The sequence below is a fragment of the Ralstonia mannitolilytica genome, from assembly GCF_000954135.1.
Classification (GTDB): domain Bacteria; phylum Pseudomonadota; class Gammaproteobacteria; order Burkholderiales; family Burkholderiaceae; genus Ralstonia; species Ralstonia mannitolilytica.
In genome coordinates, this window is record NZ_CP010801.1 from 1 (window position 1) to 24,714 (window position 24,714).

The 24,714-nt window shown below is 60.5% G+C and carries 23 protein-coding genes; 10 read left to right on the forward strand and 13 right to left on the reverse strand.

The features are described 5' to 3' along the window. Positions 1 to 71: 71 nt before the first annotated feature. The gene (gene istB, locus TK49_RS22675) at positions 72 to 869 is read right to left on the reverse strand and encodes an IS21-like element helper ATPase IstB (protein WP_024542409.1); all 798 of its coding nucleotides are present in this window, start codon (positions 867 to 869) and stop codon (positions 72 to 74) included. Beyond that, a complete protein-coding gene (istA, locus tag TK49_RS22680) occupies positions 859 to 2,361 on the reverse strand; it encodes an IS21 family transposase (RefSeq protein WP_024542408.1) in 1,503 nt (500 codons plus the stop codon). Before istA ends, istB begins: the two co-directional genes overlap by 11 nt. Positions 2,362 to 2,490: 129 nt before the next feature. Between istA and TK49_RS24680 the strand changes: the two genes are divergently transcribed. From TK49_RS24680 to TK49_RS22715, 6 genes are all read left to right on the forward strand, one after another. Further along, a complete protein-coding gene (locus TK49_RS24680) occupies positions 2,491 to 2,697 on the forward strand; it encodes a hypothetical protein (protein WP_024542407.1) in 207 nt (68 codons plus the stop codon). Positions 2,698 to 2,887: 190 nt separating this feature from the next. Beyond that, complete coding sequence (locus TK49_RS23810) at positions 2,888 to 3,571, forward strand: hypothetical protein (RefSeq protein WP_157774036.1); 684 nt, start codon at positions 2,888 to 2,890, stop codon at positions 3,569 to 3,571. Further along, positions 3,568 to 3,993 carry a phage protein NinX family protein gene (locus TK49_RS22695; RefSeq protein WP_024542405.1) on the forward strand — a complete coding sequence of 142 codons (426 nt, stop codon included), beginning with the start codon at positions 3,568 to 3,570 and terminating at the stop codon, positions 3,991 to 3,993. The genes TK49_RS23810 and TK49_RS22695 overlap by 4 nt, the downstream gene beginning before the upstream one ends. Before the next feature lie 109 nt (positions 3,994 to 4,102). Continuing rightward, complete coding sequence (locus TK49_RS22700) at positions 4,103 to 5,044, forward strand: ATP-binding protein (RefSeq protein ID WP_024542404.1); 942 nt, start codon at positions 4,103 to 4,105, stop codon at positions 5,042 to 5,044. 451 nt (positions 5,045 to 5,495) lie between these two features. Further along, positions 5,496 to 6,470 carry a DUF3150 domain-containing protein gene (locus TK49_RS22710; protein WP_024542402.1) on the forward strand — a complete coding sequence of 325 codons (975 nt, stop codon included), beginning with the start codon at positions 5,496 to 5,498 and terminating at the stop codon, positions 6,468 to 6,470. A gap of 36 nt (positions 6,471 to 6,506) precedes the next feature. Further along, complete coding sequence (locus TK49_RS22715) at positions 6,507 to 8,363, forward strand: vWA domain-containing protein (protein WP_024542401.1); 1,857 nt, start codon at positions 6,507 to 6,509, stop codon at positions 8,361 to 8,363. Between the two features lie 78 nt (positions 8,364 to 8,441). Here TK49_RS22715 and TK49_RS22720 read toward each other — a convergent pair whose 3' ends face one another. The 7 genes from TK49_RS22720 to TK49_RS22750 all read right to left on the reverse strand — a co-directional run bounded on the left by TK49_RS22720 (position 8,442) and on the right by TK49_RS22750 (position 16,065). Continuing rightward, positions 8,442 to 9,044 (reverse strand): helix-turn-helix domain-containing protein, encoded by a 603-nt coding sequence (locus tag TK49_RS22720; protein WP_024542400.1) that lies wholly within the window; start codon positions 9,042 to 9,044, stop codon positions 8,442 to 8,444. 3 nt (positions 9,045 to 9,047) lie between these two features. Continuing rightward, on the reverse strand, positions 9,048 to 9,632 hold the full coding sequence (locus tag TK49_RS22725) for a hypothetical protein (protein WP_037042388.1): 585 nt from the start codon (positions 9,630 to 9,632) through the stop codon (positions 9,048 to 9,050). A 72-nt stretch (positions 9,633 to 9,704) separates the two neighbouring features. Further along, positions 9,705 to 9,944, reverse strand: a complete 240-nt coding sequence (locus tag TK49_RS22730) for a hypothetical protein (RefSeq protein ID WP_157774037.1) — start codon at positions 9,942 to 9,944, stop codon at positions 9,705 to 9,707. Between the two features lie 256 nt (positions 9,945 to 10,200). Continuing rightward, complete coding sequence (locus TK49_RS22735; RefSeq protein ID WP_045220598.1) at positions 10,201 to 12,318, reverse strand: HD domain-containing protein; 2,118 nt, start codon at positions 12,316 to 12,318, stop codon at positions 10,201 to 10,203. A gap of 7 nt (positions 12,319 to 12,325) precedes the next feature. Next, complete coding sequence (locus TK49_RS22740; RefSeq protein WP_045220599.1) at positions 12,326 to 13,105, reverse strand: hypothetical protein; 780 nt, start codon at positions 13,103 to 13,105, stop codon at positions 12,326 to 12,328. Next, positions 13,093 to 14,826, reverse strand: coding sequence for a type IV secretory system conjugative DNA transfer family protein (locus TK49_RS22745; protein WP_045220600.1), 1,734 nt, complete (start codon positions 14,824 to 14,826; stop codon positions 13,093 to 13,095). The genes TK49_RS22740 and TK49_RS22745 overlap by 13 nt, the downstream gene beginning before the upstream one ends. A gap of 75 nt (positions 14,827 to 14,901) precedes the next feature. Next, positions 14,902 to 16,065 carry a hypothetical protein gene (locus TK49_RS22750; RefSeq protein WP_045220602.1) on the reverse strand — a complete coding sequence of 388 codons (1,164 nt, stop codon included), beginning with the start codon at positions 16,063 to 16,065 and terminating at the stop codon, positions 14,902 to 14,904. Positions 16,066 to 16,342: 277 nt separating this feature from the next. Here TK49_RS22750 and TK49_RS22755 point away from each other — a divergent pair, with 277 nt between their 5' ends. Then, on the forward strand, positions 16,343 to 16,903 hold the full coding sequence (locus TK49_RS22755; RefSeq protein ID WP_024542395.1) for a helix-turn-helix domain-containing protein: 561 nt from the start codon (positions 16,343 to 16,345) through the stop codon (positions 16,901 to 16,903). On the opposite strand, the gene TK49_RS22760 is transcribed toward TK49_RS22755, so the two are convergent. The 4 genes from TK49_RS22760 to TK49_RS22775 are packed head-to-tail and all read right to left on the reverse strand — an operon-like array spanning position 16,827 to position 20,410. Then, positions 16,827 to 18,719 (reverse strand): DNA topoisomerase, encoded by a 1,893-nt coding sequence (locus TK49_RS22760; RefSeq protein ID WP_024542394.1) that lies wholly within the window; start codon positions 18,717 to 18,719, stop codon positions 16,827 to 16,829. The two genes, TK49_RS22755 and TK49_RS22760, sit on opposite strands and share 77 nt — an antisense overlap. Further along, the gene (locus tag TK49_RS22765; protein WP_024542393.1) at positions 18,716 to 19,018 is read right to left on the reverse strand and encodes a hypothetical protein; all 303 of its coding nucleotides are present in this window, start codon (positions 19,016 to 19,018) and stop codon (positions 18,716 to 18,718) included. The genes TK49_RS22760 and TK49_RS22765 overlap by 4 nt, the downstream gene beginning before the upstream one ends. A 5-nt stretch (positions 19,019 to 19,023) precedes the next feature. Beyond that, on the reverse strand, positions 19,024 to 19,431 hold the full coding sequence (locus TK49_RS22770; protein ID WP_024542392.1) for a hypothetical protein: 408 nt from the start codon (positions 19,429 to 19,431) through the stop codon (positions 19,024 to 19,026). 1 nt (position 19,432) lies between these two features. Further along, positions 19,433 to 20,410, reverse strand: coding sequence for a ParM/StbA family protein (locus TK49_RS22775; RefSeq protein ID WP_024542391.1), 978 nt, complete (start codon positions 20,408 to 20,410; stop codon positions 19,433 to 19,435). A 1,755-nt stretch (positions 20,411 to 22,165) separates the two neighbouring features. Between TK49_RS22775 and TK49_RS22785 the strand changes: the two genes are divergently transcribed. The 3 genes from TK49_RS22785 (at position 22,166) to TK49_RS22800 (ending at position 24,639) form a co-directional block, all read left to right on the forward strand. After that, positions 22,166 to 22,693, forward strand: coding sequence for a hypothetical protein (locus TK49_RS22785; protein ID WP_024542389.1), 528 nt, complete (start codon positions 22,166 to 22,168; stop codon positions 22,691 to 22,693). A gap of 612 nt (positions 22,694 to 23,305) precedes the next feature. Beyond that, complete coding sequence (locus TK49_RS23815) at positions 23,306 to 24,145, forward strand: methyltransferase (protein WP_082076387.1); 840 nt, start codon at positions 23,306 to 23,308, stop codon at positions 24,143 to 24,145. Positions 24,146 to 24,303: 158 nt separating this feature from the next. Continuing rightward, positions 24,304 to 24,639: a hypothetical protein gene (locus tag TK49_RS22800; RefSeq protein WP_024542386.1), complete on the forward strand. Its 336-nt coding sequence runs from the start codon at positions 24,304 to 24,306 to the stop codon at positions 24,637 to 24,639. Positions 24,640 to 24,714 lie beyond the last annotated feature (75 nt).

The window sequence follows — 24,714 nt, forward strand, 5'->3', positions numbered from 1 at the left end:
TGTTGGCGCGCAGCTAAATTTGACCCACGGTTTTCATCTAAATTTGACCCACCCCGAGACGGCGTAAAGCGTTACTGCGGTGTGGATAACTCTTCGTTTTCTGCCTCCCTTGAGCCCTTTCGACGGGCTGGCCTAGCCTTCGCCGAGCTGGTCTTGAAGCGCCACGACTCGTTGCCGGTTTCAACGATGTGGCAGTGATGCGTGAGGCGGTCGAGCAGCGCCGTGGTCATCTTGGCATCGCCGAACACGCTGGCCCACTCCCCGAAGCTCAGGTTGGTCGTGATCACCACGCTGGTGCGTTCGTACAGCTTCGAGAGCAGGTGGAACAGTAGCGCGCCGGCGGTCTGGCTGAACGGAAGGTAGCCCAGTTCGTCGAGGATCACCAGATCGACATGCATAAGCCGGTGCGCGAGCTGTCCGTGCTTGCCGGCAGCTTTTTCCAACTCCAGTGTGTTGGCCAGTTCGACCGTCGAGAAGTAGCGCACGCGCCTGCCGTGACGCTGGATGGCCTCGATGCCGATGGCGGTTGCCAGATGCGTCTTGCCGGTGCCCGGCCCGCCGATGAGCACGACGTTGTGTGCGCTGTCGAGGAACTTCATCTGGTACAGATCCCGGATCAGCCCTTCGTCGACACGGGCCTGCGCGAAGTCGAAGCCCTTCAGGTCGCGGTGCGCCGGGAACCGGGCGACGGCCATCTGGTAGGCAATCGAGCGAACCTCGCGTTCAGCACCTTCGGCCATCAGCAATTGCTCCATGAAGCGCTCGGGATCGAACTCGGTATGTCGGGACTGCGCGTACAGTTCAGTCCAGCCGCTGGCCATGCCGTGCAGCTTGAGTGCCTTGAGGCGGGCAACGATCTCATTGGACATGCTGGTTCTCCGGTGCGCGCAGACGTTCATAGCGGTTCACATCCGCGACAGGTTCTTCGGTCAGGCTGAGCGTGGTGGCGGCCACGATCCGGTGCTGCGCCGGCGCTTTCAGCCGGCTCAGCACGTTGAGCACGTGATCACTGCTGGGCCGCCCTGAGTCGAGCGCGGCTTGCACCGCCACCAGCACGGCATCCAGGCCGTGTTCGCGAACGGCGGACAGCACCTGCGTCATCACACGGTCGCCACCGGCGTGCTTGAGTAGATGCCCCTGAAGCTCCTGGAGAGGCTGCGGCATCGTGGCAAACGGCGCACCGTTGCGAAGCGCGCCTGGCTTGCGCTCGACCAGCGTGATGTAGTGCTGCCAGTCGTAGAACGTCAGGTACCGCTCGAAGCTGCGTTCGTGACGAGCTATCTCGCGACCGTCGGCAACGACGCTCAGCAGCGCCGGATAGCACCGCACGCTCACGAGCTGGTTCACGAACTCGGTCGGCACGCTGTAGCGGTTGCGCTGGAAGTGGATCAGTCCCGTCGAGGACACCCGCAGGAACTGCTCGACGTAGCCGTCGAACGGGCGCGGGTTCGGCATCAGCCGGGGGCGTTCGTCCTGCAGCACATCCTCGACCATCAACTCGGGCCACTGCGGATGTGGTGCCCGCCATGCCTGCCGACACTGGTCGGCCACCCAGTCGTTCAACGCCGCCAGGGAAGCCCAGCGCCGTTGGGCCGCTTCGTGCCAGATCTGCCTGCGCCGGTCCTGCACGTTCTTCTCGACGATGCCTTTCTCCCAGCCCGAGGCCCGGTTGCAGAACTCCGGCTCGAACAGGTAGTGGCCGCACATCGCCTCGAAGCGGGCGTTGACCGTGCGCTCCTTGCCACGGCCAACCTTGTCCACCGCCGTCTTCATGTTGTCGTAGATGCCTCGGCGTGGCACACCGCCAAACGCGGCAAACGCCTTGGCGTGCGCGTCGAACAACATCTCGTGGCTTTGCGTGGGATAGGCGACCAGCCAGAACGCGCGGCTGGCGTTCAGCTTCACATGGGCGACTTCAAGACGTCGGCGCAGCCCGCCGACGAAGACATACTCGCAGCTCCAGTCGAACTGGAACGCTTCACCTGGCTCGAAGGCCAGCGGCACGAACGCTTTGCGTCGGGGAGCCTGGGCTTGTTGCTCTCGCCAGCGCCGAGCGAACTCGCTCACCCGCGTGTAGCTTCCGCTGTAGCCCTGTGCCCGGATCGCTTCAAACATGAAGCGCGCCGTGCGGCGCTCACGCTTCGGACGATGGCTGTCGGTGCGCAGCCATTCCTCAAGCTGCCCCGCCCATTCGTCCACCACGCTCGGACTGACCCGCTTCGGGTACTTCGGCTCCGTCGCTTCTGGCTCTCGCAGCCACGACCGCACCGTGTTCCGGGACAACCCCGTTCGCCGTGCAATTTCCCGCAACGGCACCTTCTCGCGGAAATACATCCGCCTGATCTTGGCCAACATGCCCACCGTGATCACCTCCGTATCCCCTGCTCAAAAAATGAGCAGAACATTCAATCACGTGGGTCAAATTTCGATGCAAATCACCCCGCCAGGTGGGTCAATTCTGCTCGCGCGTTAACACAGAAAGGACTCATCATGCGTAAAGAGAGCAAGATTGTTGAAACGGTCGGCGAACTGCGGGCCTACATCGAAGGCGTGCCGGACGATGTGCCGATTGGCCGACTGACCAACGGCCACTACCAGGTCTATAAGGTAGGAGATGTTGGTGCGTTCCTGGGTCAGTTGCCTGTCGGCAGGCCCGGCGAGGAAGTTCAGCAGGTCATCCTGCACATCAGCGCATGACGCAACTCCGCAAGCCCATCTAACCACGCAACCTGCTATACGCCCGCCACGTCTCCTTCGGGAGGCTGGCGGGTTTTTCATTTGGGGCACGGGCATGTAGGTCGTTGAGCCCGTGTGCCCGGTTTTTTATTGGCCTCCATCCGGCAACCATGCAGGAAACCGGCATTTCGTCGGACCTATGGAGACCATCATGATCAAAGCAATTCAACTGCTGCACTACGCTATGACTGCCTTGCGCGACCTCGAGGCCGGCTACCCGCCGCGAGAGATCGCATCGCCCGAAGGCAACGGGCTGCAATGCCTGGTCGGCGCGATTGCCAACCAGCTGTCCGCACTTGGCGCCCTGGACGCCAACGACCGGCAAGGCCTCGTGGACGTGTTCCCGGGCATCGAGATCCAGCAACCGGGGCTCAGTTCGGACAGTGCGAGCACGCTGCTGGCTGCGCTCGTCGGGGATGGCCTGCGTTTTGGCGACTGTCTGGCCGCGTTTGCAAGCGAGCCGGACGATCCATTCGCGCAGGCCGCTCGTGAAAACTACCAGTCCGGGTCTGACGGCGACATCGATCTCGACGACCGGCCGGTGCTGTCGCCATCGGACGACGGTGCGTACGTGCTCGCATGGGTATGGGTGAGCAAAGAGGATGCGGGCATCTCCCAGGAGGATGACGCGGACGAGAGCCTGAGCCCGATTCCGACTCCCTTTACCGACAAGTCCATCAGCGATGATGACCTGTGCTCGGATTGCAAGCACTGCACCTACAGTCCAGGCGAGAGCTCGTCGTGCGGCAAGGGATGGCCGGGGCTGGTCGACAGTTCGGGCTATGTGCGCAAGTGTGATGCTTTCGAGGCAGCCGAGACGCTGGACGTGTCATGAAATCGGTGAATACGAGAGACCTCGTTGGCGCTGCGCTTGATTGGGCAGTGGCAATGTGCGAAGGTCTGGAGCCCACCATCACAGAGGGTCGGCGTATCTGGATCGGCTCAAAGCGCCCATTCGACCCGTCGGTTAGCTGGGCAGACGCCGGGCCAATCATTGCGCGCGAAGCCATCGGCATTCGCAGGCATGCCGGGTCGCACCTCTGGTTCGCCATGCGCAGTGCCGATATGGGCAATGGTCAAACGGTCGACTGGGCTGAGCACACAGTTAGCGGTGGCAAGCGCTACGGTGGCCACTCCTATCAGGTCCATAAGCGCCAGCAGCGATTTGACGGTCATACCGCTCTCATCGCGGCGATGCGTTGTTGGGTAGGCACCAAGCTGGGGCCGACGGTTGAAGTCCCGGCCGTCCTGATTTGATCTGCAGCACTACACCCATCTCCTCACGAGGAGATGGGTTTTTCTTTGGTGGCAGCTGACAACCATACCTGAACGCCGGCATTCCGCCGGACACTCAGGAGCCAGATCTATGAGCAACACCATCGAAAATCTCTTCGGCATTCCCGGCGCGAGCGCCCCCATCCAGGTGCGTGAGCGCATTGACGGCATCCCGGCGCAGGCCTATCCGGCAGTATCCGCTGGGTATGTGTTCCAGCTGCTTCTTCTCAAGAAGCTGCTGCGCTTTCTGCTGGGCAACCCGGCTCGGCGCAACGCGATGCTCATCGGCGAACCGGGGGTCGGCAAGACTTCGATCGTCAATGAAATTGCCTCGCGCCTGAACATCCCCGTGTTCAGTCTGGCCTGTTCGGGCAAGACGCGGTTCTCTCACATGGTCGGGGGTTACGAGATCGTGGGTGGCAACACACAGTGGCGCGATGGCCCGCTTGTCATGGCCATGCGCCATGGCGGTATCTTTCTGGCCAACGAAATCACTCGCCTGGACTCTGGTGAGCAGATGAACCTGGCCGAAGTTCTGGACAGTCGCGCTTCGATCACCATTCCGGACACGGGAGAGGTGGTGATGGCCGATCCGAATTTCCGCTTCATTGCCACCGGTAACTCCGGCGGCTATGGCGACGATTCGGGCGTGTACCAGGGCGAGCGCATCAGTTCGGTCGCGTTTCTGGACCGCTTTCAGGTGTTCAAGGTCGGACACATGGATGCCACAGATGAGCAGGCCCTGCTGCAGAAGCTTGCGCCCAGTCTTCCGGTTGCGATTGTGGAAGGCATGGTCAAACTGGCCGGCGAGGTTCGCAAGAACTTCGTAGGTCGCGGCGGCACGCTGCGCGTGATCATGTCCACCCGTTCGCTTTGCGTCTGGGCCATGGAGACGGTCGGCTACAGCAAGATCAGCGGGATCGTCGATTCGGCACGTGAAGCGCTTCTGGATACCAGCCTGAACGGTGCGCCGGAAGATGAAGCCAGCGCGGTCCTCGAAATCTGGGATCGCTGGGTCAAGGAAGGGGCGTAAGCCTGCACTGCTTCAAAAGGCCCACTCTGCTGTTCGCAGGGTGGGCTTTTTCTATTGCCGGATAGCAACAACCACTCTCGATTCATGGAGCGGCCGAAGGCCGCAATCATTCCAATCCCTGTGGGCAACCGGAGATCTTGTCATGCACTTTCAAATTCGAATCACTCGCGAAGGCTCAGGCCGCTTTCTAGTCATGTGCGGAGAGCGCCGCGCTGGGACCGTCCTCGGTGGCGGGGCGAACTGGAGCGCTGAGACGGCCGCCGGTAGCGCGCTCGGCCGCTTCTCCAGTAAGGCGCGCGCGATCGAAGCCCTCGTGGCACACGTCGCGCAAGGACGCTAGCATGCCAAAACACAACCGGGCGCCTCCGTGAGGCCCCGGTTTTTCTTCGTCCATATCTGACAATTACTCCCTGAACCCCGGCGCATTGCCGGAACTACAAGGAGTAGTGTCATGACGCAAGAAAGCATTCTCAAGAACGTTGTGGTTTTCGCCCCGGATCTGCGCGCGATCAGCGGTACGGTCTCCAAGGACACGGGCGCTGAGAATGGTCCGGCGTTCACGGGTGGCTCCGTTCGTTACATCGATCCCGAGACGCTGACCGGCCTGGGCACCATCCGCTCCCGTATGGCGCGCATCTGCCGCAGCATGGGCGTGCGTTTCTTGTCGGGCTGGGCGGTGCCGGAGGATGCCGCAGGCACACTTCAGGCGCTGCTGGCACCGACGGTTGAAGATGCTCGCCAAGCCATCTCTGCGTTCCTCGACAAGTTCGAGGAAAGCAAGGAGCAATGGCTCGACGATCACCCGGAGATCGGGCCCTACCAAGGCCGGTTCCCGACAATCGACGACGCGCGCGCTCGTATGGGCGTGTCGGTGGCAATCTACAAGATCGACAACAGCGTGGTAGCCAACGCGAATCCGGCAGAAGACGGCGTGTTGGTCGAGCTCGGCGTACTGCCGCGGCGCGCCCTGGAAGAAATCGCCCAGGACGTCCGCACTTCGTGGGATCCGTCCCGGGGCGTGGCCGGCAAAAAGACGCTGGGGATCGTTCACCGAATCCGGGAGAAACTGCGCACGCTGGAATTCCTGGGCGGAAATCTGGGGCAAGCGGCCAGGCTCATCGAGGCGACTCTTCAACGGTTGCCTGATAGTGGCAAGATCGAAGGCACGGACTACGCGATCCTCGCTGCGCTGATGGGTGCCCTGGAGCGGCCTGACTTCCTGGTCAGCATCTCCAGCAACCTACCCGACCAGATTGACCCGGCCCTGCTGCTCGGGGTACGTCAAGCTCAGGCTCAAGTCGCTACGCTGGACCTGAACTGGCAAGCTGCCTTGCCTGAAGAAGCGCCGATTCAGGCGAACCAACCAGAGTCCACCGCAGTCGCCACGGTTCAAGTTGAGGAACCTGTGGAAGCCTGGTCCTGGTGAGGGACAGATCAGTCCACAACACGAACCCGCCGCGCGATGTATGTCGCCGGCGGGTTTTTTCTTTTCCTCGAGCGGACAACCAATCGTGAACGCTGGCATTTCGCCAGAACCAAACAGGAGCTCAAGATGGTCAATCTTTCGATTCTCGCAAACATGCTTGCACGTCAGGCTGGGATGCAGGTCGTCTGGGACAGCAACGCCCCGACCTTCGCAATCAGGAAGGAACCCAGTGGCACGATGACAGTGATTATTCCGCCGTCGCTGGCGGCTGTGGATCCTGCTGAAGTTGTGCCGATGAGCGCCATGCTCCGAGGCGCGATGGCCCACGAAGCCCTTGGACATGGCCGACACACCGATTTTTCGGTGTGGGGTAGCACTGCGTTTGCACAGTCCTTGGCCAACGTGCTAGAGGACGTGCGTATCGAAGCGCTAGCGCCGAGGGAGCTCCCGGGTGCCCGCAAGATCCTTGCGGAGATGGCGGGCGAAGTGGATGCTCGTGGATTCTGGGATCCGACCGCTGACGTACATAGTTGCATCGGTCTGGGCATCCTGCGTACCCTGCGCACGGAAATCCTCAGGCAGCCCCTCGATCTGGCCAAGAATGCCACGTGCGAGAAGGGCATGCGAGGCGCGCTCGGCGATGCACTGACCGACGAGGTCATGGTGGTTGCACGTCGCGGTGCGACAGGCTCATCGACGAGAGAGGCTGTGGAGGCTGCGGAGGAGATCTGCAGGTTGCTTCAACAGCCCCAGCAGCAACCCCAGAGCCAGCAACCCCAGGCTCAAAGTCAGCAAAGTACGGCGGGGCAGCAGGGCGGCGCCGGAAACGGGCAAAGCCAACCATCGCAGCCAGGCCATTCTGGCAGTACCCAGGCGGACCAGTCGGGCCAGTCTGTGGCGCCTGGGAAAGACGGACAGGGCGCGCAAGGGGCGAACGGGAGTCATCAGGATGCCGGTCAGGGTGCTGGTGGTGACCTCGCATCGAGCGGCGGTGGGCAACCTGACATTGGGAAAACCAATGCACAGGGAGCCACAGGCAATGGCCAGGGACGTGGTGGCAACGAGTTCAAGTTCAATCCCAATGCCACGTTCAACGTCTCGCCGGAAGACGTGATCAAGGAATGGGTCGCCACAAACGACGACTCCACCTACGTCAAGCCAGCTGGTGATTTGCGCAAGACGCGGAACAGTCAGCCAAAGAGCTCACGACCGATCAGCAGCATGGCTCATAAGCTGCGCACGCGCATGCGTGACCTGTTGCAGGCGCAAGCCGAAGACGAGGACGATGCTGCTGGCGAAACTGGCCGGCTGCTATCCGTTTCGATGCTGCCCGCGCGCTTGGGAAAGCGCGACGTGTTCTACGAGGAGGGTGATACCGCACCGGGCCTGGACACGGCGATCGAGATCATGGTCGATGCGTCTGGTTCCATGAGCGGTATTACCACTGTCGTCACGGACTGCCTCATGGCTGTAGGCGATGCCTGCGCGGAGTTCAACGGCCTGGTGGATGTCTCGATGTCATTCTTCAACGACGGACGGACAGTCTTGCTCAAGCATGACGAAACCTGGAAGGCGCACCGCAGTCAGATCGCCGCGTGTTACCGGCCCACTGGCGGGACGATGTGGGCAAGCTCTGCCATGACAGCCCTAGCCAGCGTGGCAAGCTCTCGGCGTAATCGCAAGATCGTGCTGACCATCACCGACGGTGATTTCGGGGCTGCGCAAGACGTCATCGAGACCGCCAAGATGGCCAACATCGAACTGGCCAACGTCGTGATCGGTAGCGACCAGAAGGTTCCAGGGATGGTCGTAGAGAACGTGGTGAACTGGCACCCAGACGCGTTCGTCAATGCGACGTTCAGAGCCATTCAGCGCGCAATGCGCCCGCAGTAAAGGAAAACCCCGGACAGTCGCGTAAGCGGCTTCCGGGGTCTTTTTTTTGATACCAGCAGATCTGGCGCGGATGCGCCGTCAATTAGCCGCTTGCTTTTCCAGTACGCGTGCGCGAGCGTTATTCAAGAGCCGCTCCACGTTCGTGACGATCGCTTCGTAGCGCAGGATCTGCTGCGGCTGCGGCTTGATTTCGCCAGACAGCCAGCGGCTGACGGTCGACTTGTTCACACCAATTTGGTTAGCAAACTCGGTGATGTTGCCAAACGGGATGTCCATTCGCAGGCACCAGTTCTTCACGATCTGCTGCATCGTGCGACCAGCGAACGGTTCGAGCGCCTTCAGGCGATCACGGTCCGCTACCAGTAGCTCTTGCGCGCGATTCAGGATTTCCTCATTGACATGCAATACCTTGCCGTACTCGTACGAGCAGTAGGTTACGTATTGCAAGTTCAGGTTGGAGGCCATTTCCATCATGCTGACGCCAAGCGTCTTGCGGATGTCGCGCAGAATCTTCCCCGCCTCGCTCTTGGGGACGTGACCGTGCCTGCGTTTGGCCGATTGATCCTGGCGCGGGGCTTCTTGCAGAACCTTTTTCGACACCTCTTCGGTGTCATCGGGAATCATCCGAAAAGGTGCGGAATCGTCTTCAACCTGATCGTGAATTTGCTTGGAGATCGACATCGCTTAGGCCAACCGGTTGTAGAGCTGCAGCTGACGTAGCTGTGGGCTCTTATTGGTTAGCAATTGTAGCGCTTTTTCTCTGTCGATGCGAGCCTCAACATCCGCAACAGACGTGGGCGTCGCGCGAAGATGATCTGTTGCGCCATTTAGGTTTTCAGCAGTGTCGTCGCCGCCTTGCGTCGCAGCTTCGCCTGGAAAGCCAAGCGCTGCATCAAGGCCCCACTCAGCATGTCCTTCCGTTTCCGTGGCCAGACCGACGCCGCCGTCGGCTTCCCCAGGGTTGTTGCCGGCCTCGAATTCCATCTTCGAACGCACCCAGCTTTCACCAGATTCGCCGTCGGAGTCCTCGTCTATGCTCTTCTCCGCGAGGGGGAAAAGCTTCCTTGCCGTGGACATGGCAATGAGCTTGGCTGCCGCGATCAGGTAGGGCTCGAGTGGAGCATCCGGTCGTAGCGTATCCAGCTTGGAGAGCAGAAAGATCCAGAGCTCCTGGCACACTTCCTCGAAGATGGAATGTCCGACGCTCTTGCCCAGGGCGCGCGCGCCAACGACCGCGCATCCACGTACGCTTCGATTGAGGATGGCCAAGTATTCGGTATCTGTGCCATCCCGTATTCCTTGAAGGCGGGATGCATCCCAGCGGGTTGCTGCCATTGTTCGCTAGAAGAGGTGGTCGAGCAGCTGCACGATTTCGACGATCGCATCGTGCGCCATGGGCGTAGTAGTCCAGATATGGGCTAATGCGACGTGAAGAGCCGGGCCGGAAAGCAAGGCTTTTTGTACGCCGCCGTGAAAAACAATCTCGTCGCGCCCAATAGAAACAATTCTGGGCTCTTCAACCGCTTGCCCGTTAAATTGCGCAAGTGACATCGGATCAATTTTATCGAACAACACCCGCACCCCCATGTGCTTAAAATTTCACCCGTCTCGTCAAAGGCGCGCCGGCTCTTGATCTTGCGGGTATTCATATTGAACCCGTATGCTCTTGCTGAATGCGAACTATCCACAATCCCCCCTAAGCGGGGTACGCAATTGAACTTAGTACCCCGTCTCAGGATCAGCTTGAATAACTAAGCTTTGCGATCGAAGAAAAATTCCCCGCTACGCCATATGAATCATATGAATTAAGCAACCTCTAACTCTGAATGTAGAGGCACTAAGCAAGCTTGAATCGCAGAAATTTTGTACCAGTCCTCGAATTGAGCACCAGCTTCATGCCCTCTGGAATTGTGCGCGGTTGCTCATATTCGGTCCAAACAAGGTCGGCTGCTACGAGCACCGTTCCATCATCGTGCTTCTCGGGCATGAATTTGCCCTCCATCACGTCCTGCCTGAGCCGGTAGAGGTCTAGGATCGGCCTGGGTGGTAAGGCAAGCTCGGGGTCGTCCGGCTCGTCTGACTCGACGATTGCCGCGCCAAAGCCTGGCGGTAGCACCGAGAAAACGTCAGACTCTTGCGGCGCCGGCACGCTATCCTCAGGGGCCTCACGCTCGGATTCAACTTCCTTCAAGTGCATCCGCGCCTCACCCGCGGTCGCGGGTGGCTCGGGTGTCTCCGATATGTCGCCGTCATCAACCGAGCCGCCTCTTTTGTTGATGGCGCTCGTCGCCCCCCAGAGAGGGCGTACGATTTGCGGCGCTTCCTTGATGCCGCCTGCATTGGTCAAAATGATCTTGGGTATGCACTCGTCGGAAACAACCAGCATGGCCACCTGGTTATCGCCCCCCATGTCGCACAGCCACAGGGCGCGTTTGTGGGATAGGCGAACGCCCTCGTGGTTGTTGTACAGCCAACCCTTAGCTTCCAGCTGAGCGAGAAGCTCCTTGGTGAAGCTGGACATCTGGCCGCGTGGCGCGGACGTGTCGCCGATGTCCGGCTCCATGACGGTGCGCATCTTTTGGTCCAGAACGTACAACCAAGGAGCAGACCAGATTGCCAGCCTCTTTTGCGTACTACGCCCGTTGATCGCGCTATCCCGCGTAAGTGCCTCAGTCAAGAAGTCCAGCGGCGTACGCCCAGTTGGATGTTTCCAGTAGGGTCGGGCAACGTCGGCGTTGACTTCGGTGGCATCCTTGCGCTTGTGTTCCCGGGCTGGCGCTGCCGCACGTGCCCGATCGATAAGGTGCCGTGCTTCTTCTGTGGCGGTTGCGTTTGGATCCTCTTGCAGATCATCGTGCTCGAAGGCCGGCGCGTCATCATCCTCCTGCGGCATCATGTCTTGCACGGAAGCCTGCGACCGCTGCGCCGCATCGCCCTTCGCGGCGCGCTGGGTCACTGATCCCGCTCTCATCTTCTCCTCGTCGCGTCCCCCCTCGCGCCACGAAGCAAGGCAGTCAGCTTCATACAGCAACATCATGAGACTGCGCGGGAGGTCGCCCATCCACCCAGCGATCGGCATGTCCGACATGTGGTGGTAGTAGGAGACCGCCAGTATCAGAGCCTGACGGTCACCGATCGACAGATTCATGAGCGACGGCACGCCGCGCAGCATCTTCGCGCCCATCTCGCCATGATTTGGCGCTACCTCCTCCACACGTTCAGGCCGCTTGGGGTCGACTTGCCGATAGCACTCGACTTTTCCTATATCGTGCGCGACAGCCGCCAGGACAAGCATGGGGTTGAGCACGGGATCGCCCTTGTCGAACACGTGGAATCCTCGGTTGACGTCGGCAACAGGTACGACAACCTTGCCCTTGGTGTCGCGCACGCCTTCGTAGCGCCAAGCCGGGGCAAGCTCAAGCATGCCATCCAGCACGTTCAGCGTGTGCTCCACCAGCGTTGCGCCACCGTGATCTTGTGGCACCGGCGCAGCAGGAAGATCTTGCTTGCTAAGCAAGATGCGCCACACATCTAGCAGGGCGGCAGCATGGAGCGGATTCTTCGCGGCATAAGCATTCCACCAGGGATAGCGCTGCATCAGATTCTGTGCGATTTGCCCGGTGCGGGTATCGGACAATGCCGCGCCGATGTTGTGGGCCATCGCAGGAAGCAGCGCAGCCGGTAGTGGCACTGACTGTGTACTTTTGGTCTGCGGATCGCTCATGATGGTGGCTGTAACGATCGATTGCTCCGCACTCTCAGAGCCTGGTGCGCCCCTAACAGCGCGGCGCAGCAGCCAGAATCCAGTTCCGAGCAGCACGCCGCCGGACCAGATCACACCCAACCTGATTGCGGTAGCGCGCAGCATCTGCAAGTCCGGAAGCGCCGCTACCGTGAGCACGATGAACCAGAATAGGAAAACGATGAGGACGCTTTTGAGCAGTTCGTTACGCATGGCGTTCTCAGGTATCGCCGTGGATAGAACGTGAAAAGCTGAAGCGCCGCAGCTGGGCGGCGGTCATCAGGTCGGGATTGCGCGCGATGAAGTACAAGCAGGCGTGGCCGGAAGCGACAAAGCCATTGGCCATGAGCTCGCGCAAGGCCATGCGATAGCCCTGCTCGTCTAGGCCGAGAATGTCCTGGCTGCGCTTGCGCAGGAACACTCCAGAGATACCAGGCCAACTCCAGATCATGTCTGCTAGGCCTACGCATGCCTCCAACCCGATGATGGTCATGATCTCGGATGTGAACGCGTGTGGCAGGGAAACGGACAGAAGGTCCAGTGGTTCGGGCAATACGATGCCGGCCTTCCACAGCTGATATTGCGTGCGTGCGCGCAGCACAAGCGGGCGGGCACCCATTGCCGTACAGCACAACTCGAATTCCAGACTGTATTTGTCCGGCGAGCCGGGCACGAAGATCCAGCGTAGAGCGTTCTTCCGAGGGCCAGGCTTGGTGTTAACTTTGCAGGCGGTCCGAATGTTCTCCTTGGTGCGCTCGAACACAAACTGAAGGCGCGGGTCACCAAAGTCGCTTGCATTAACTGGTGCCTCAAGCGGCCGGTGATCTGCCGCTTCCTCCTCGAGATCGATGCCGGAAAAGAAGGCATTCTCGAATCCATCGTCGCCCTCGGTATCCTCGGCCGATGATGGCTGCGCGCCTTGGTCGTCACCGTCGCTGGCCAGGAGGGCAAGCAATTCGTAGTATTCCGATTTGCCATCGGCTTTGCTCAACTCAGCCAACGTGGTGCCTCTGCATAAAGGTTCAGGCCGCGAACGAACTTGCGGCGGGAGTGGTTGATCTGCGGCTCACCGATGGAGTCCATAAATGACTTGGAAAACTGCACCATGGGCACCTTCACGTGGTAGACGCTCTTTCCTCCGATAGAGACGATGCACTCGCCTTTTTCCAGCCGCTTAAGGTCGTTGATCGGAATACGCTGCACTTCCTGGTACTTCTCCGAGTAACCGGCGTTGGTGGCTAACGAGACGTTTTGCTTTTGCCCCGTACCTGCGCTCGCGCTGATGCCGCCACCGCGTCCCATCGATACCGAGACAGACGCCACCTGCTCGGTCCCGAAAAAGTTGGTCACATGTTCTGCAGTGTCTTCGGTGCCGATGCGGAAGGACACCTTGACCACGGTGTTTCCGAGCACCATTTCGCGCAATTCCGAACTCACCGCGTCCAAGTTGGCGATGGTCTGGATTGCCGGCATCATGACAAGCCGCGCGGATCGGGATTGCTCAAACATGCGGCTCCATGCTGGCGTCACGTATGAGCCTGCTTCATCGAAGAACCCCAGGTAAGGCGGATCCGGCCGTTGCTCTGGAGGCAAGCTCTGCACCTTGGCGATGGCCGAGCGAAAGTCGCCGATGGCCAGTTTGCCGAAGTTTGTCGCCGCCTCGTTCTTGCCCATCGTGGGTAGCGGCAGATAGACGATCTGATTTCTCCGTACGGCTTCGTACAGGTCAACCTCAGGGTCGTATGTGTTGGTGATTTGGCCGAAGTTGCCTGACCCGAACATGTGCATCCGTCCGCCCAGGCCGCCAAAGAGGTCGTTGATCTTCTTGATGTCGATCACCCGCTGCCCCTGCCGATCGACAGTCTTCAAGCTGTCGATGAATAGCGCGAGCTCACGGCCTGCATCAGTCGAAATTGGCAACAGCGTGGACAGGTATTGGAGCGCACGCTCGTTTTGCAGAAGGATGGCGATGTCGCTGAACGAATAGGCCATCTTCGCAGACTGAATTGCGCCGACCAGCGTGGTCATACCCTGGTTGGATTTTTGCTTGTAATAGTCTGCACCTGCATTGCTCTCGGTCGAGGGGATGAGCGAAAGCACACGCGAAGCAACCTCGTCTGGATCGCCTTTGAGGATCGAGTTGTAGGTGTTGGAGAAACTTGGGTCGCCGGGATTGATGATGCGCAGATCATCGCGCCGACCAGCATATGCGCACATCGCGTCGAGCTTGCGGACGTTGGACGCATCCACCTTGCCGTCAATCCAGAGGAGGCCGCCGCCGCGCATGATCTGCTGGAACATGACCCATTCACCGAGCACGGTCTTGCCCATGCCCGACTGGCCAACGATGAACACGTGGCGCATCCAGTCATCCCAGGACACGATGATCGGCTCGTTGCCATCCACTGTGTAACCGAGCAATACGCCATCCCAGGCGCCAGTCAGGATGTCGCGGGACAGGCGCTCGACGGCGTGTTCCGTATCCGAATTGATGAAGACCGAAGATCGGTGCGCCCGGCGGTCAAACAGCGAGTCGAAGCGCCCGCTCAACGACATGATCCCGGCGGCAGACATGGCCGTGCTGGCAAACAGGGCGCCAGGCAGATCGTTAAGGGACGGCGTCGCTAGAAGCCCGCTGCCGATAGCGGCGAGCAGCGCCGTTGTGTCCTGGAATCCGCCAAGCCGCAAGTCCAGGAAGTTTCGAAACCCGAGTCGGGACATTCGCCAGCACCCAGTAAATTGAACGGTGAATCGATTCCGCGCCGACGGTGATTCGACGGCGCGGGCGACCGCGGCCTACAGGCTGTCGAGCTCCACCCACTCGCTTTCCGTCGTGGAGGGCTTTTGTTTGCCACGCTCCTCTTGCTGCGCTTGGTGCAACGCCGCACGCCTGGCTTTCGCTTGTTCAGCGCGCTCCAACAAGCGCTGGCGGATCTGCGCCACCCACGAGGGGATGGACAGCATGTCCTGACCGTACTTCGCGATTGCCACGCCAGTCACGGTCTCGATGTATGTATGGGATGACGCGATCATCGTCGGATCGTCATCGCGCGGGTACACCTTGCGCCGCAGAATGCCCTCAACCATGATCGGCGTTCCCTCCTTGATCCGGTTGAGCACGGCTTGGGCCTTACGACCCACGATCCGAATCGGGATGTTCACTTCCGAGTTGGCTTGCTGGCGAAGTAGGACCAGGCCATAGCCCTGTCGGTGTTCGGTAGGTGGAACATAGGCGCATGCATCGACGAAGCCGGCCACCGCCATGTAGTTCTGCCCAGCGCCAAGGCGCGAGTCGACAACGCCACCGGAGGCTTCGATCACGTCATCGAAATAGCGGTAGGCATCAACGTAGGAGCGGGTAGTTTCGTTGAGCGGGCTTTCGTCTGCGCCGGGCTTGGCGTCACGCCGCATGTACGGTGCGTATTCCGGCTTGATGTTGCCGCTCTCGTCGAACGGGTTGAAGTCCTTCTTCGCCATGCCGCGCAGGAGCTTGAGCTTGTCGGGCGAGGTGCCAAAGCCAGAAAGCCAAACGCGCTGCGCTGGCAAGTCCATCACGTTCGGGTGTTCGATGCCGATGCAGTGCGCCACAGCCTGCGGGCCGTGCTCGTCGCGCTCGCCGCGGATATGCACTTGCACGGTCAATGGACGGCGGGCCAGTCGCGCTGTGTCGTAACGCGCTGGATCGACCACCACGCGTAGTGCGTGCTCGAGGTTATTGTTTTGCTGAACGATGAAGGTTCGTTCATTCAGAGGGTGAGCAAAGCCGGCGACCCAGCCAATATTCAGCATGTCGTTGACGTACTTGAGGCCGCCGCGCAGAAGCTGTTTGGGGCGCTCGACCGGTTCCCTCTGACGTTCCGGCGCGGCCCCGAGGCGCGTCGGCCCCGCTACGGCTTCCCCGCCAGTTGTCTCGACATCATGTGGCTGCACGGGTGTTGCCTGATCGTTGGTAGCGTCCAATGTTCCTCTCCTGTGTCCTTGCTCATCAATCGGCGATGTAACCGAGCGCATTCCACAACTCGGTTGGCGTCATCATTACGCATTTTGCGTGAAGTTGCGCGTAATTATAAGCCTCCGCTGCGGGAGGGCAACTCGTAAATAATTGTTAAGGGGTAGGGTTTACAAATACCAACATCGCAGCAACCATATACAATTGATAGTTGTTAACAACACGACCGCTTGTCCAGGGCGGCTACTCAATGGGGAATAAGCCATGCAACCTGTTAGGGGAAAGAAATTGACGACTGGCTCGGTGTCGTTGCGGCAGGCGAAGAAATCGCAGATCCCGGCTGTTTCGAGTGCGCATACGGTGACGAAAGGGCGGGGCGCTCGTGCCAGTCAGGGCGAGGAGTTCAGTGAGGAGCCGGCGAACCTGCTGGCTCAGCGCATCAACGTTCGGCGTCTTGAGAGCGGCCAAAGCCTGGCCGATTTGACGATCGAACTGGGTGTGAGCTACTCGTATCTTGTCTCGGTGCTCTCCAATGCGGAGCGGGCACGCTCGATTTCGCGTGAGTTCGTTGTTCGTATTGCGAACTACCTGAACGTCTCGGTTGCGCAGGTTTACATTTGGGCCGGCATTCTGACCGCACAGGATTTCTTCGAACCCGACGAGCTCAAGGCCGCTATGGATCGTGCGTTCCACGCGATGCAGGAAGACAAAGCGAACTTGCTGTGCCCCAGCTACGCAGAGTGGAACAAGTTGTCCATCAAAGACCGCCAGTTCATCGTGCGCCTCTACGAGCGGGCTTCGAAGACGCACTTCTTGCCGGCTTTGCGGATGCCGAAGATCGGGAAGTAGGTTTTTGTGCCTCTGCAGTAATGCGCCGGCCATCGCGAGCGCTGGAACGGATCATTCCTAGCCAGCGCTCGACCACGGCATCGATGCCTTTCATGAAAAGCGCCGGGGCGTACTTGCCTTTGGCGATCATTCCTAGCGCATCCTCCCACGCCGCAGTCACCCCAGGGTCAGTCATTTCCTGGGGAATCGAGTCGATGACCTGGCAACCCAGTTCGGTGGGCCGAATCGCCTTCTTGTCCACTCGGATGAAGCTGCGGCGCTTGAGTGTTTCGATCGTTTCGGCCTGAGTCGCGGCAGTGCCAATCCCGGAGGTTTCCTTCAAGACTGCCTTCAGCTTGGGATCCTGTACGTATTTGGCCACGCTACGCATGTCCGAAATCAGGCTAGCCTCCGTGTATGGCTTGGGCGGAGTGGTTTTTGCCTGAACTTGCTCGCATGCGATCGCCATCGCAGCGTCGCCGTCGTCAATTCCCGGTGGCAGTGTTCGCACTTGCTTTTCAGCATCCCCGTCCTCGCGCGTGCCTGAGCGGGACAGCGCCTCCCATGACGCACCCGCATTCAGGAGGCGCTCATAGTTCGCTGAGAATTCCACCGATTTGATGGTGCGCCCACCGACATCGACCACCGCAGAGACGCGCGACTCCTCAACCTTCGAGTCGGGTAAAAGACTGCGGAGGAATTGCAGACATACCAACTGCCACGCCTTGCGGACCACATCGGACGTCGTCGAGCCGGGCACCATCCCGGTTGGAATGACGCCATGGTGTTCCTCGACCTTCTTGCTGTCGTAGATGCGCGACGATGGGCGCATCAGGTCAATCAGTGCAGGCGCGGGCGCCGGGTTGATGGCGGAGGCCACCACCTTTGCGATGCGCAGCGCGTCGCCGGCCTGCTCGCTGGGTAGGTAGCGGCAGTCCGTTCTGGGGTACGAGGTCAGCTTTGCCTCGTACGAGGCCTGAAGGTTGGCCAGGCTTTGCGCGGCCGTCCAACCGAACGCGGCCTCCGCGTCCTTTTGGAACGAGGAGAGGTCATAGGGCAGCGGAGCCCGACGCACAGCCGCCGCGGTCTCCACCGCCAGGCTCGTGCGCTTGGACTTCACCGCTGTGGCAAGCGCCTGCGCGATCTTCTCGTCCAGCACCCGCGGCTGCGGCTCGGCCATCAGATCAATCGTCGCACCGGCATCCGTTCTGAAAGTCGCGCGCAGCTTGTAGAAGGTCTCCGAGCGAAAGGCATCGATTTCTCGCTGGCGCCGGACAATCATGGCCAGCGTGGGCGTCTGGACACGACCGATGCTCACAAGTGCGCCGTCGGAGAGCAGCTTGGTGACGGCTCGCGACATATTCATGCCGATCAGCCAATCGGCCCCCTGCCGGCAGGCGGCGGCGTCGCGTACGGGGTGATACTTGGCGTTGTCCTCGATCTTTGCCAGCGCCTTCTTGACGGAGGCTGGATCGGTGGCATTCAGCATCAAGCGTTGTGTTGGCCCGCGCCAACCGAGGTGCTCGAGGACTTCGTCGACGAGCAGCTGGCCCTCGCGGTCAGGATCGCCGGCGTTGATCACGACGGTTGCTGACTTTAGAAGGGCCGCGATCTTCTTGATCTGCTCCTTGGCGCCGTCCTTAGGGACGAGTTTCCAATTGACGACCTTGATTGGAAGGGTGGCCGGATCCCATTTTTCCCACTTCGGGTCGTAGGCATGCGGCTGCGCGAGTTCAAGCAGGTGGCCGAAGCAGTTCGTAACAGCGTATCCAGTCGCCGGCAGGCAATCCTGAATGGCCCGGGCCACCGAAGGCTTCTCTGCGATTATCAGCTTCACAGCGGCCACTCTCCGGTGTCTTCATCACACATCTGGAATTCCTGCGCATCGATACCGTCGCCCGCCGTCACAATCTCACGGTAGCGGCGATCCAGCATCCGAAAGTCGCAGCGAATGCTCTCCTGAAGCGCCAGTGGGTTGTAGCCGGAATCGACACAAACTTGCTGGAAGGAACCCTGTTCCTGATCGCCACTGAAGATCCAGTCGTAAGCCGCCACGAAGTCCTCGTCATGACCAAAAGAAAGCAGGTCACATGCGGCAGAGATAGGATCGAATACGAAGATGGGATGCTTTGGCATGTTCTTCAGAATTGGTTGGCCAACCGGCGGGCCGCTTCGCTGAGGGCTGGCGTCGGCTGCGCTCTGTCGGGCGCAGGCGCAGGCGTCTCGATGCCAAGGGTTGATGTGTGATCGCTTTTCGGTGTGGACGGGTTGGCCACCGGCGCCGCAGGCTCTACCTTGGGCCCAACCTGTGTGCAACCTGTCACGCCTCCCGAACGCGTGAGCTCAAGCAATTGGCGTGCGCTATCCAGGTGGAATTCGAGGCGAGCCAATGGATCTCCTTGGCCTGGCCCGATCTCTTTGACGATCTGGGTCAGCTTGTCACGCAGCAATACGGCAACCGTGCCGGCCGGCAGGCTCTTGATGAACTGGGTCAACTCGGGGTGCTTGTCCGAGTGAATATTCAACGTGATGCGCTGGACCTTTCCCATATCACGCCACCTGCGGTTCCCGCATGCGCAGCTTGTACTCACCCTGCCTGCGCATGCCTTCGGCAACAGAGAAGCGCGGATTCGCCGGCTTGACGACACGTTGCCAGCGCGACTGGATCGCCTCGACGACATAGTCGCTGCCCCCACCTGTGACGATGATTCCGTCGAGGCCACGCGCGTCGGCAGCAAACAGGGTGTCGGCTGTGTCCAGGATTTCCGAGATCATCGGGCCAAGCGCATCGTCGACTTCGCGATCGACGCCGACCATTTCGCCGAAGTTGCGCATCTTGCGTGTGCGCAGAATTTCCTCGCACTCCATGAGCGTGGAGGAGACGCCCGAAACGCTGAGCGCCTTGCGCAGTCGATCGGTGGCTCGGCTCACTCCGCTGCACGACGCGGTCTTGTCTTCGATCCACAAGCCATTGCGGAGCAAAGTGAAATCGGTGGTGTAGTAGCCGACCTCGATGACTGCCCAGGACTCGCTCTCCAGGGCGTGAGCCGAGCGGAGAACGCCGCGCTCGTCGATCATGTGCAAGCTGAACGGGCCGAACGGCTGGGACATCACCATCACTTCAGTGCCCAGAAGGCGGCTCGCGCGTTCGCGCAGTGCGTCGCGCTGGCGAGCGTAAAGGCCAGCCGGCAGGCCCAGAACGATCAACGCTTCCTCGTCCGCGCCAGATTCAATGGCCAGGCGCTGGCCGGCCAGAAGCAGTGCGTCGTGCTGAGATGTCTGCACCCAGTCCTCGAAAAGACCGGGTGTGGTGCGCATGCCACCCTGGGCAATGGCAGTTTCGCCTACGAAGTAGGAGCGACCGCCGACCTGGACGGTTTCGCGCGCTGCGCGCTTGGCTGCGCCATCGTCGTAGATGGTGAAGGCCGGTACGACGGCCGTGGGAATCAGCGCCGTTTCGGGGAGAGCGCCGCGCGAGTACGCCAGTTTCACAGCAGAGTGGCCAACATCCAGACCGATTGCCTTCACGTTTTCCTCACATAGAAAGATTCTGTAAAACATACTATTCCGCGCAACATATCGAAGTCAAGTAGTCGGCCGCTGGTCGCTGCTGATTGGCTGCTCGATGATGCTCTGTAGCTGCGCGCTGCCGCTGCTCATCCGCTGATCGCTGCCGGATAGCTGATATGGGCTGCTGTTTAGCTGCTCACTGCTGCCGGATAGCTGATGTTGGCTGCTGTTTAGCTGCTCACTGCTGCCGGATAGCTGATGCAGGCTGCTGCGTAGCTGTTCTCCGCTGCCCGATAGCTGCTAATCGTTGCCGAGTAGCTGCCCGACGCTGCTCATTAGCTGCTGGTCGCTGTCAGATAGCTGCGCGTCTTAACTCTTTGCCCCATTTACTGACGCCACGGTTGGCGTGTGCGCGTTGAGAGTGCGCGAGATCGGATCCGTCCGTCATAGGCTGTTAGTCCATGCATCGCAGCTGGGCAGAGCGCTACCCACGAGGGTCTGAACGTAGGGCGCTCGCGTGCCATACAAGAGGGGCTAGCGGAACCAGCCACGCAGATCCTTTTGGGGGCATTCAGGTGCCGAACCCAGAGACGTGCCTGGTGTGTTTGGCCGTGCAATACCCCGGGGTGCCCTACATAGCCTTTTATATGCAATACCGGGGTGGCCTTAACTTTTCCTGGAGGCATTTTTCTCGTCAGTCTTGGCGCTCCCTCGCTGCGCTCACTCGCTTCGTCCGAAGCGCGGTTTCGACACCCCTTCCACTCCCTCGCTGCGCTCACTCGCTCCATCTGCAGTACCGCCTGGGGCCCCCTTTGCGCTCGCCTTCGCTCGCTCAGATCGACCGTACATGTGGAAGGGCATGTTCGCTCGCCTTCGCTCGCTTGTTTCCGGACTCATGGCCCAAATGGTGGCGGTAGGTCTGGTTTTCTGCTGTTGCGCGCAATGGTAGGATAGTTAGAGGAGGAATCTGTTATGAATCGATACGCTCCCTGGCGCAGGGATTACGCTACCGGTGCGGCCAGATTGCTGGTCGGGCTGCTGCTGGTGTGGGCAGCATGGCGCGCATCGGCATGGTTCGTGGTGGCCACTGGTGTCTTGCTGATTTTGATGGGGCGAGCGAACGTAGCCCGGGGGGTGTTTCGGGAGAGAGGCAAGGCGGTGGAAGCGCAGGCTGTCGGAGAACTACGCCGGGCGGTCTGCTCGAAGGTTGTCGTCCATGCGTCGGTTCCGTGCCCATATGGCGATGTAGACGCCTTGCTACGTTCATACGGCATGACATGGGCGATCGAGATCAAAGCCCAGAGGGCGGTGGCCGTGCGCTGGGGGCGGTTGGTCTCGCGCAGTCCGCGGGCACACAAGGCACTGGCACAAGCGCTCAGGTCTGGGCGATGGGCCCGAGCTCAGCCGGTGGTCTGGTTCCCGTTGGCGCGACAGCGGAGCAGCGGCATGGTGGACGGGGTTCTCGTGGTCTGCGGTCCGGTGAGGGATCTACTGCGCCAGGCCGGGATCGCTGGCCGATGAGCATTGATTGCGGCGCATATCCATAGACCTGAGACAAACACACGCATCGATCGGCGGAACGTCTATTGATTGAGGCGCATGCAAAGGGCTTGAAGGCGGCCCGACAACTCGGCGACGCAGATTGAATGCGGCGCATTAATTGGAATCTGACATGTTTGTTTGCAGCGCATTGGGGTGGATAAATTGACAAAGGCCCGACAAGATCCTCGCTATGACCCAGAGTTGCGGGACCAAAAGGCAGGGCGAGACAACTTGAATGAGGCGCATATCAAGGTTGTCGGCGCGGAGTTTTCAAGTCTGATCGCGCAGCACACCAAGCAGTTGGTGCAGTTGGAGCGGCGGATCTCACGTGTCGGTGAGTTGCTGCGAATCAGCCAACCGCCTGGCTACACAAAATACGACATTCGTTGGTGGCGGCGCGGCGCTAATGGCAAGCGCGTGCCGGTTCTCGTGCGGTGGCATCAGGCGCCGCAGTCGAAAAGGTTCGTGGTGAAGCCGGTGCTGCGCTATCGGGGCCTGGTCTCGTTGAGAACGGATGGATCGTTTGGGCTGTGTGCTGAGGAGACGCACAAGCTAGTCCTGTCGTTCCAGCAACTGAATGCGCAGTACCGCAAATACCTCGCGCGCTTCGAATTGATGCTCGGTGCCCAGCAGCAAATCTCTCAAATATTGGCGACAGATCTGGATGCATCGAACGTCAAGCTCGACGTCTTGCAAGAGACGGTCGTTCGCAAGCTGCTGGACGCCGGCCATCGCGTGGACAAGAAGTACCGCATTTGAATTGCCCGAGGCCGGAAAGAGAGGAGATCTCCCCGACCTGCCGTCCCCATTGCCCCGATCAATCGCTGGTGCTTGTCCATGCATAGCGACGCACGCTCGGCCATCGGACCTTGCGCGCACCTGGTCCGTGATCGAGATCGACGCGCATGAGTGGGACGCCGGCGGTCCTGGCGAGCCACCTGGCGCCATCATGGTCAGTAAGGGTGTCGATGCCGCCCTGGGGGAAGAGGCAGACACTCCTGCCGGCCGGTCCCGATCGCAAGGAGCGCAGCATCGTACGAAGACCTTGGCTGCTGCCTGGCTGCATGGGGACCATGGAGCAACCTGTGATGGCGCCGATGGTGAGTAGGAGGGAGCGCCAGGGTTCGCAGAGAGAGTAGTCGGGGTCGACGCCGAAAAGCACCGGGCGGTTGAAGGCGAAGGCGAGCCGCGGCCCGTCGAGGAGGCTGCGGTGTGGGAAGACGGCGATTACGACTGGGTCTTGCGGGAGGAAGATGGTGGGCACGGGAGGCACCTCGGCATGCGCTACAAGTAAGCGCAACGATAGCACATGAAGCAAAAAAAGTTCGTACTAAGCCGCACAACAGGCATTAGGTTGAGTATGATCTTGGCATGATCTACACCGCCCCCCGTCTTTCGCAGATGACCAGAGTTGCCCGATCCCTTGCCTCGATCGCTCCAGCTGCTGCCTTGATCACGAATCCGGTCTTTGGCGCACAGGCCAACCCAGAACCAGGTGTCGATGCCGCGCAGGTCGCGCGGTCATTGCTATCGATTCCGCTCAACAAAGGGCTGTTCGATGTGGAGCACCAGGCGCATGTGCGTGCGATAGACGCCGAACGGCACATCCAGTTCGACGACCTGTACCTGTACGCGCCGCAGGGGGTGTACAAGCCGGGCCCGCGTAGTTCGACCCGGTTCTTCGTCGACCACTTCGCGGCGGCAGGCCTGGATCAGCCACGGTCCGGACAATCGTTGTGCGACGTGGGGTGCGGGACTGGCGCGATCGGGCTCAGCGCGGCACGTCGAGGATGGCAGGTACTCGGTACGGACATTGATCCGAGCGCGGTCCGCGCGGCACGGCGAAATGCGCAGGCCAATGGCCTTGAAGCCCGATTCCGTGCGATGGGCGGGAGCCTGCTGACGCCGGCTGGCGATGAGCTCTTCGACGTGATCGTCTTCAATGAGCCGCTGTACGACGGTTCGGATGGGGTGGTGCCGTTGTCGGCGGATGTTGCCGATCTGCACCAGATGTTCCTCGATCAGGCCCGCAAGCATCTGAAGCCAGGCGGGATGGTGCTGTTCGCGATTGCCAATTGCTCGTCGATGGCGGGCGACCTTGGCATCCCTGAACGATGTGGGTGGCAGGCGCCGCGCGTGATTGCCGCGGACTTCGACGCGCACACGCGCTACGCACGGGTACTGGTCGCCGCACGAGCATCGATGTCCTGACGGACACCCTGAAGCACACCCTGGGTGGCAGCCTGACGGACACCCTGAAGCACACCCTGACGGTAACCGTTTCCCGCATTGTCCAGACTGGGTCCGCGCCCAAGGAAGTCAGGTCCAACCGCGATCGTTTGTTGATGGATAAGGCGGTGGAGGGAAGGATGGACGCACGGATCGGTATCCTGAACGGCGGCAAGTTCTACGCTTTCGCCAACGGCTACCACACTGAACCGGTGATGGGCGCCCTCGAAGAGGTGGAGACCGCCTTGGGTCTGCGCCCAGTGGCCGCCAACCTTGCCAAGACGCGGGGTGCATACAAGCTGTTCAACGTCGTGCTTAGGTTCAAACACCCGGCCTGGGATGAAGTGAACGGCCTCGAATACCGAAACGTCTCCGCGCGCAGCAAGAGCGAGGCGAACAAGATCGCCCGCGATCGCGCATATGACGATGGGCACACGGTGGGCCGTCGCGCATGGTTCACTGCCACCGAAGCCTGAAGACAACCCGGCCGCTACGCTTTTCCTGTTGCAACGAGCGTCGGGAGTGGGTGCGCCAGTGAAGAACGCCTGAGT

What these genes read in the sequence shown, in the direction of transcription:
- istB (WP_024542409.1), bottom strand. Translation starts at nt 869, where the DNA reads ATGTCCAATGAGATCGTTGCCCGCCTCAAGGCACTCAAGCTGCACGGC.
- TK49_RS24680 (WP_024542407.1), top strand. Translation starts at nt 2,491, where the DNA reads ATGCGTAAAGAGAGCAAGATTGTTGAAACGGTCGGCGAACTGCGGGCC.
- TK49_RS23810 (WP_157774036.1), top strand. Translation starts at nt 2,888, where the DNA reads ATGATCAAAGCAATTCAACTGCTGCACTACGCTATGACTGCCTTGCGC.
- TK49_RS22695 (WP_024542405.1), top strand. Translation starts at nt 3,568, where the DNA reads ATGAAATCGGTGAATACGAGAGACCTCGTTGGCGCTGCGCTTGATTGG.
- TK49_RS22700 (WP_024542404.1), top strand. Translation starts at nt 4,103, where the DNA reads ATGAGCAACACCATCGAAAATCTCTTCGGCATTCCCGGCGCGAGCGCC.
- TK49_RS22710 (WP_024542402.1), top strand. Translation starts at nt 5,496, where the DNA reads ATGACGCAAGAAAGCATTCTCAAGAACGTTGTGGTTTTCGCCCCGGAT.
- TK49_RS22715 (WP_024542401.1), top strand. Translation starts at nt 6,507, where the DNA reads ATGTATGTCGCCGGCGGGTTTTTTCTTTTCCTCGAGCGGACAACCAAT.
- TK49_RS22720 (WP_024542400.1), bottom strand. Translation starts at nt 9,044, where the DNA reads ATGTCGATCTCCAAGCAAATTCACGATCAGGTTGAAGACGATTCCGCA.
- TK49_RS22735 (WP_045220598.1), bottom strand. Translation starts at nt 12,318, where the DNA reads ATGCGTAACGAACTGCTCAAAAGCGTCCTCATCGTTTTCCTATTCTGG.
- TK49_RS22745 (WP_045220600.1), bottom strand. Translation starts at nt 14,826, where the DNA reads ATGTCCCGACTCGGGTTTCGAAACTTCCTGGACTTGCGGCTTGGCGGA.
- TK49_RS22765 (WP_024542393.1), bottom strand. Translation starts at nt 19,018, where the DNA reads ATGCCAAAGCATCCCATCTTCGTATTCGATCCTATCTCTGCCGCATGT.
- TK49_RS22770 (WP_024542392.1), bottom strand. Translation starts at nt 19,431, where the DNA reads ATGGGAAAGGTCCAGCGCATCACGTTGAATATTCACTCGGACAAGCAC.
- TK49_RS23815 (WP_082076387.1), top strand. Translation starts at nt 23,306, where the DNA reads ATGATCTACACCGCCCCCCGTCTTTCGCAGATGACCAGAGTTGCCCGA.
- TK49_RS22800 (WP_024542386.1), top strand. Translation starts at nt 24,304, where the DNA reads ATGGACGCACGGATCGGTATCCTGAACGGCGGCAAGTTCTACGCTTTC.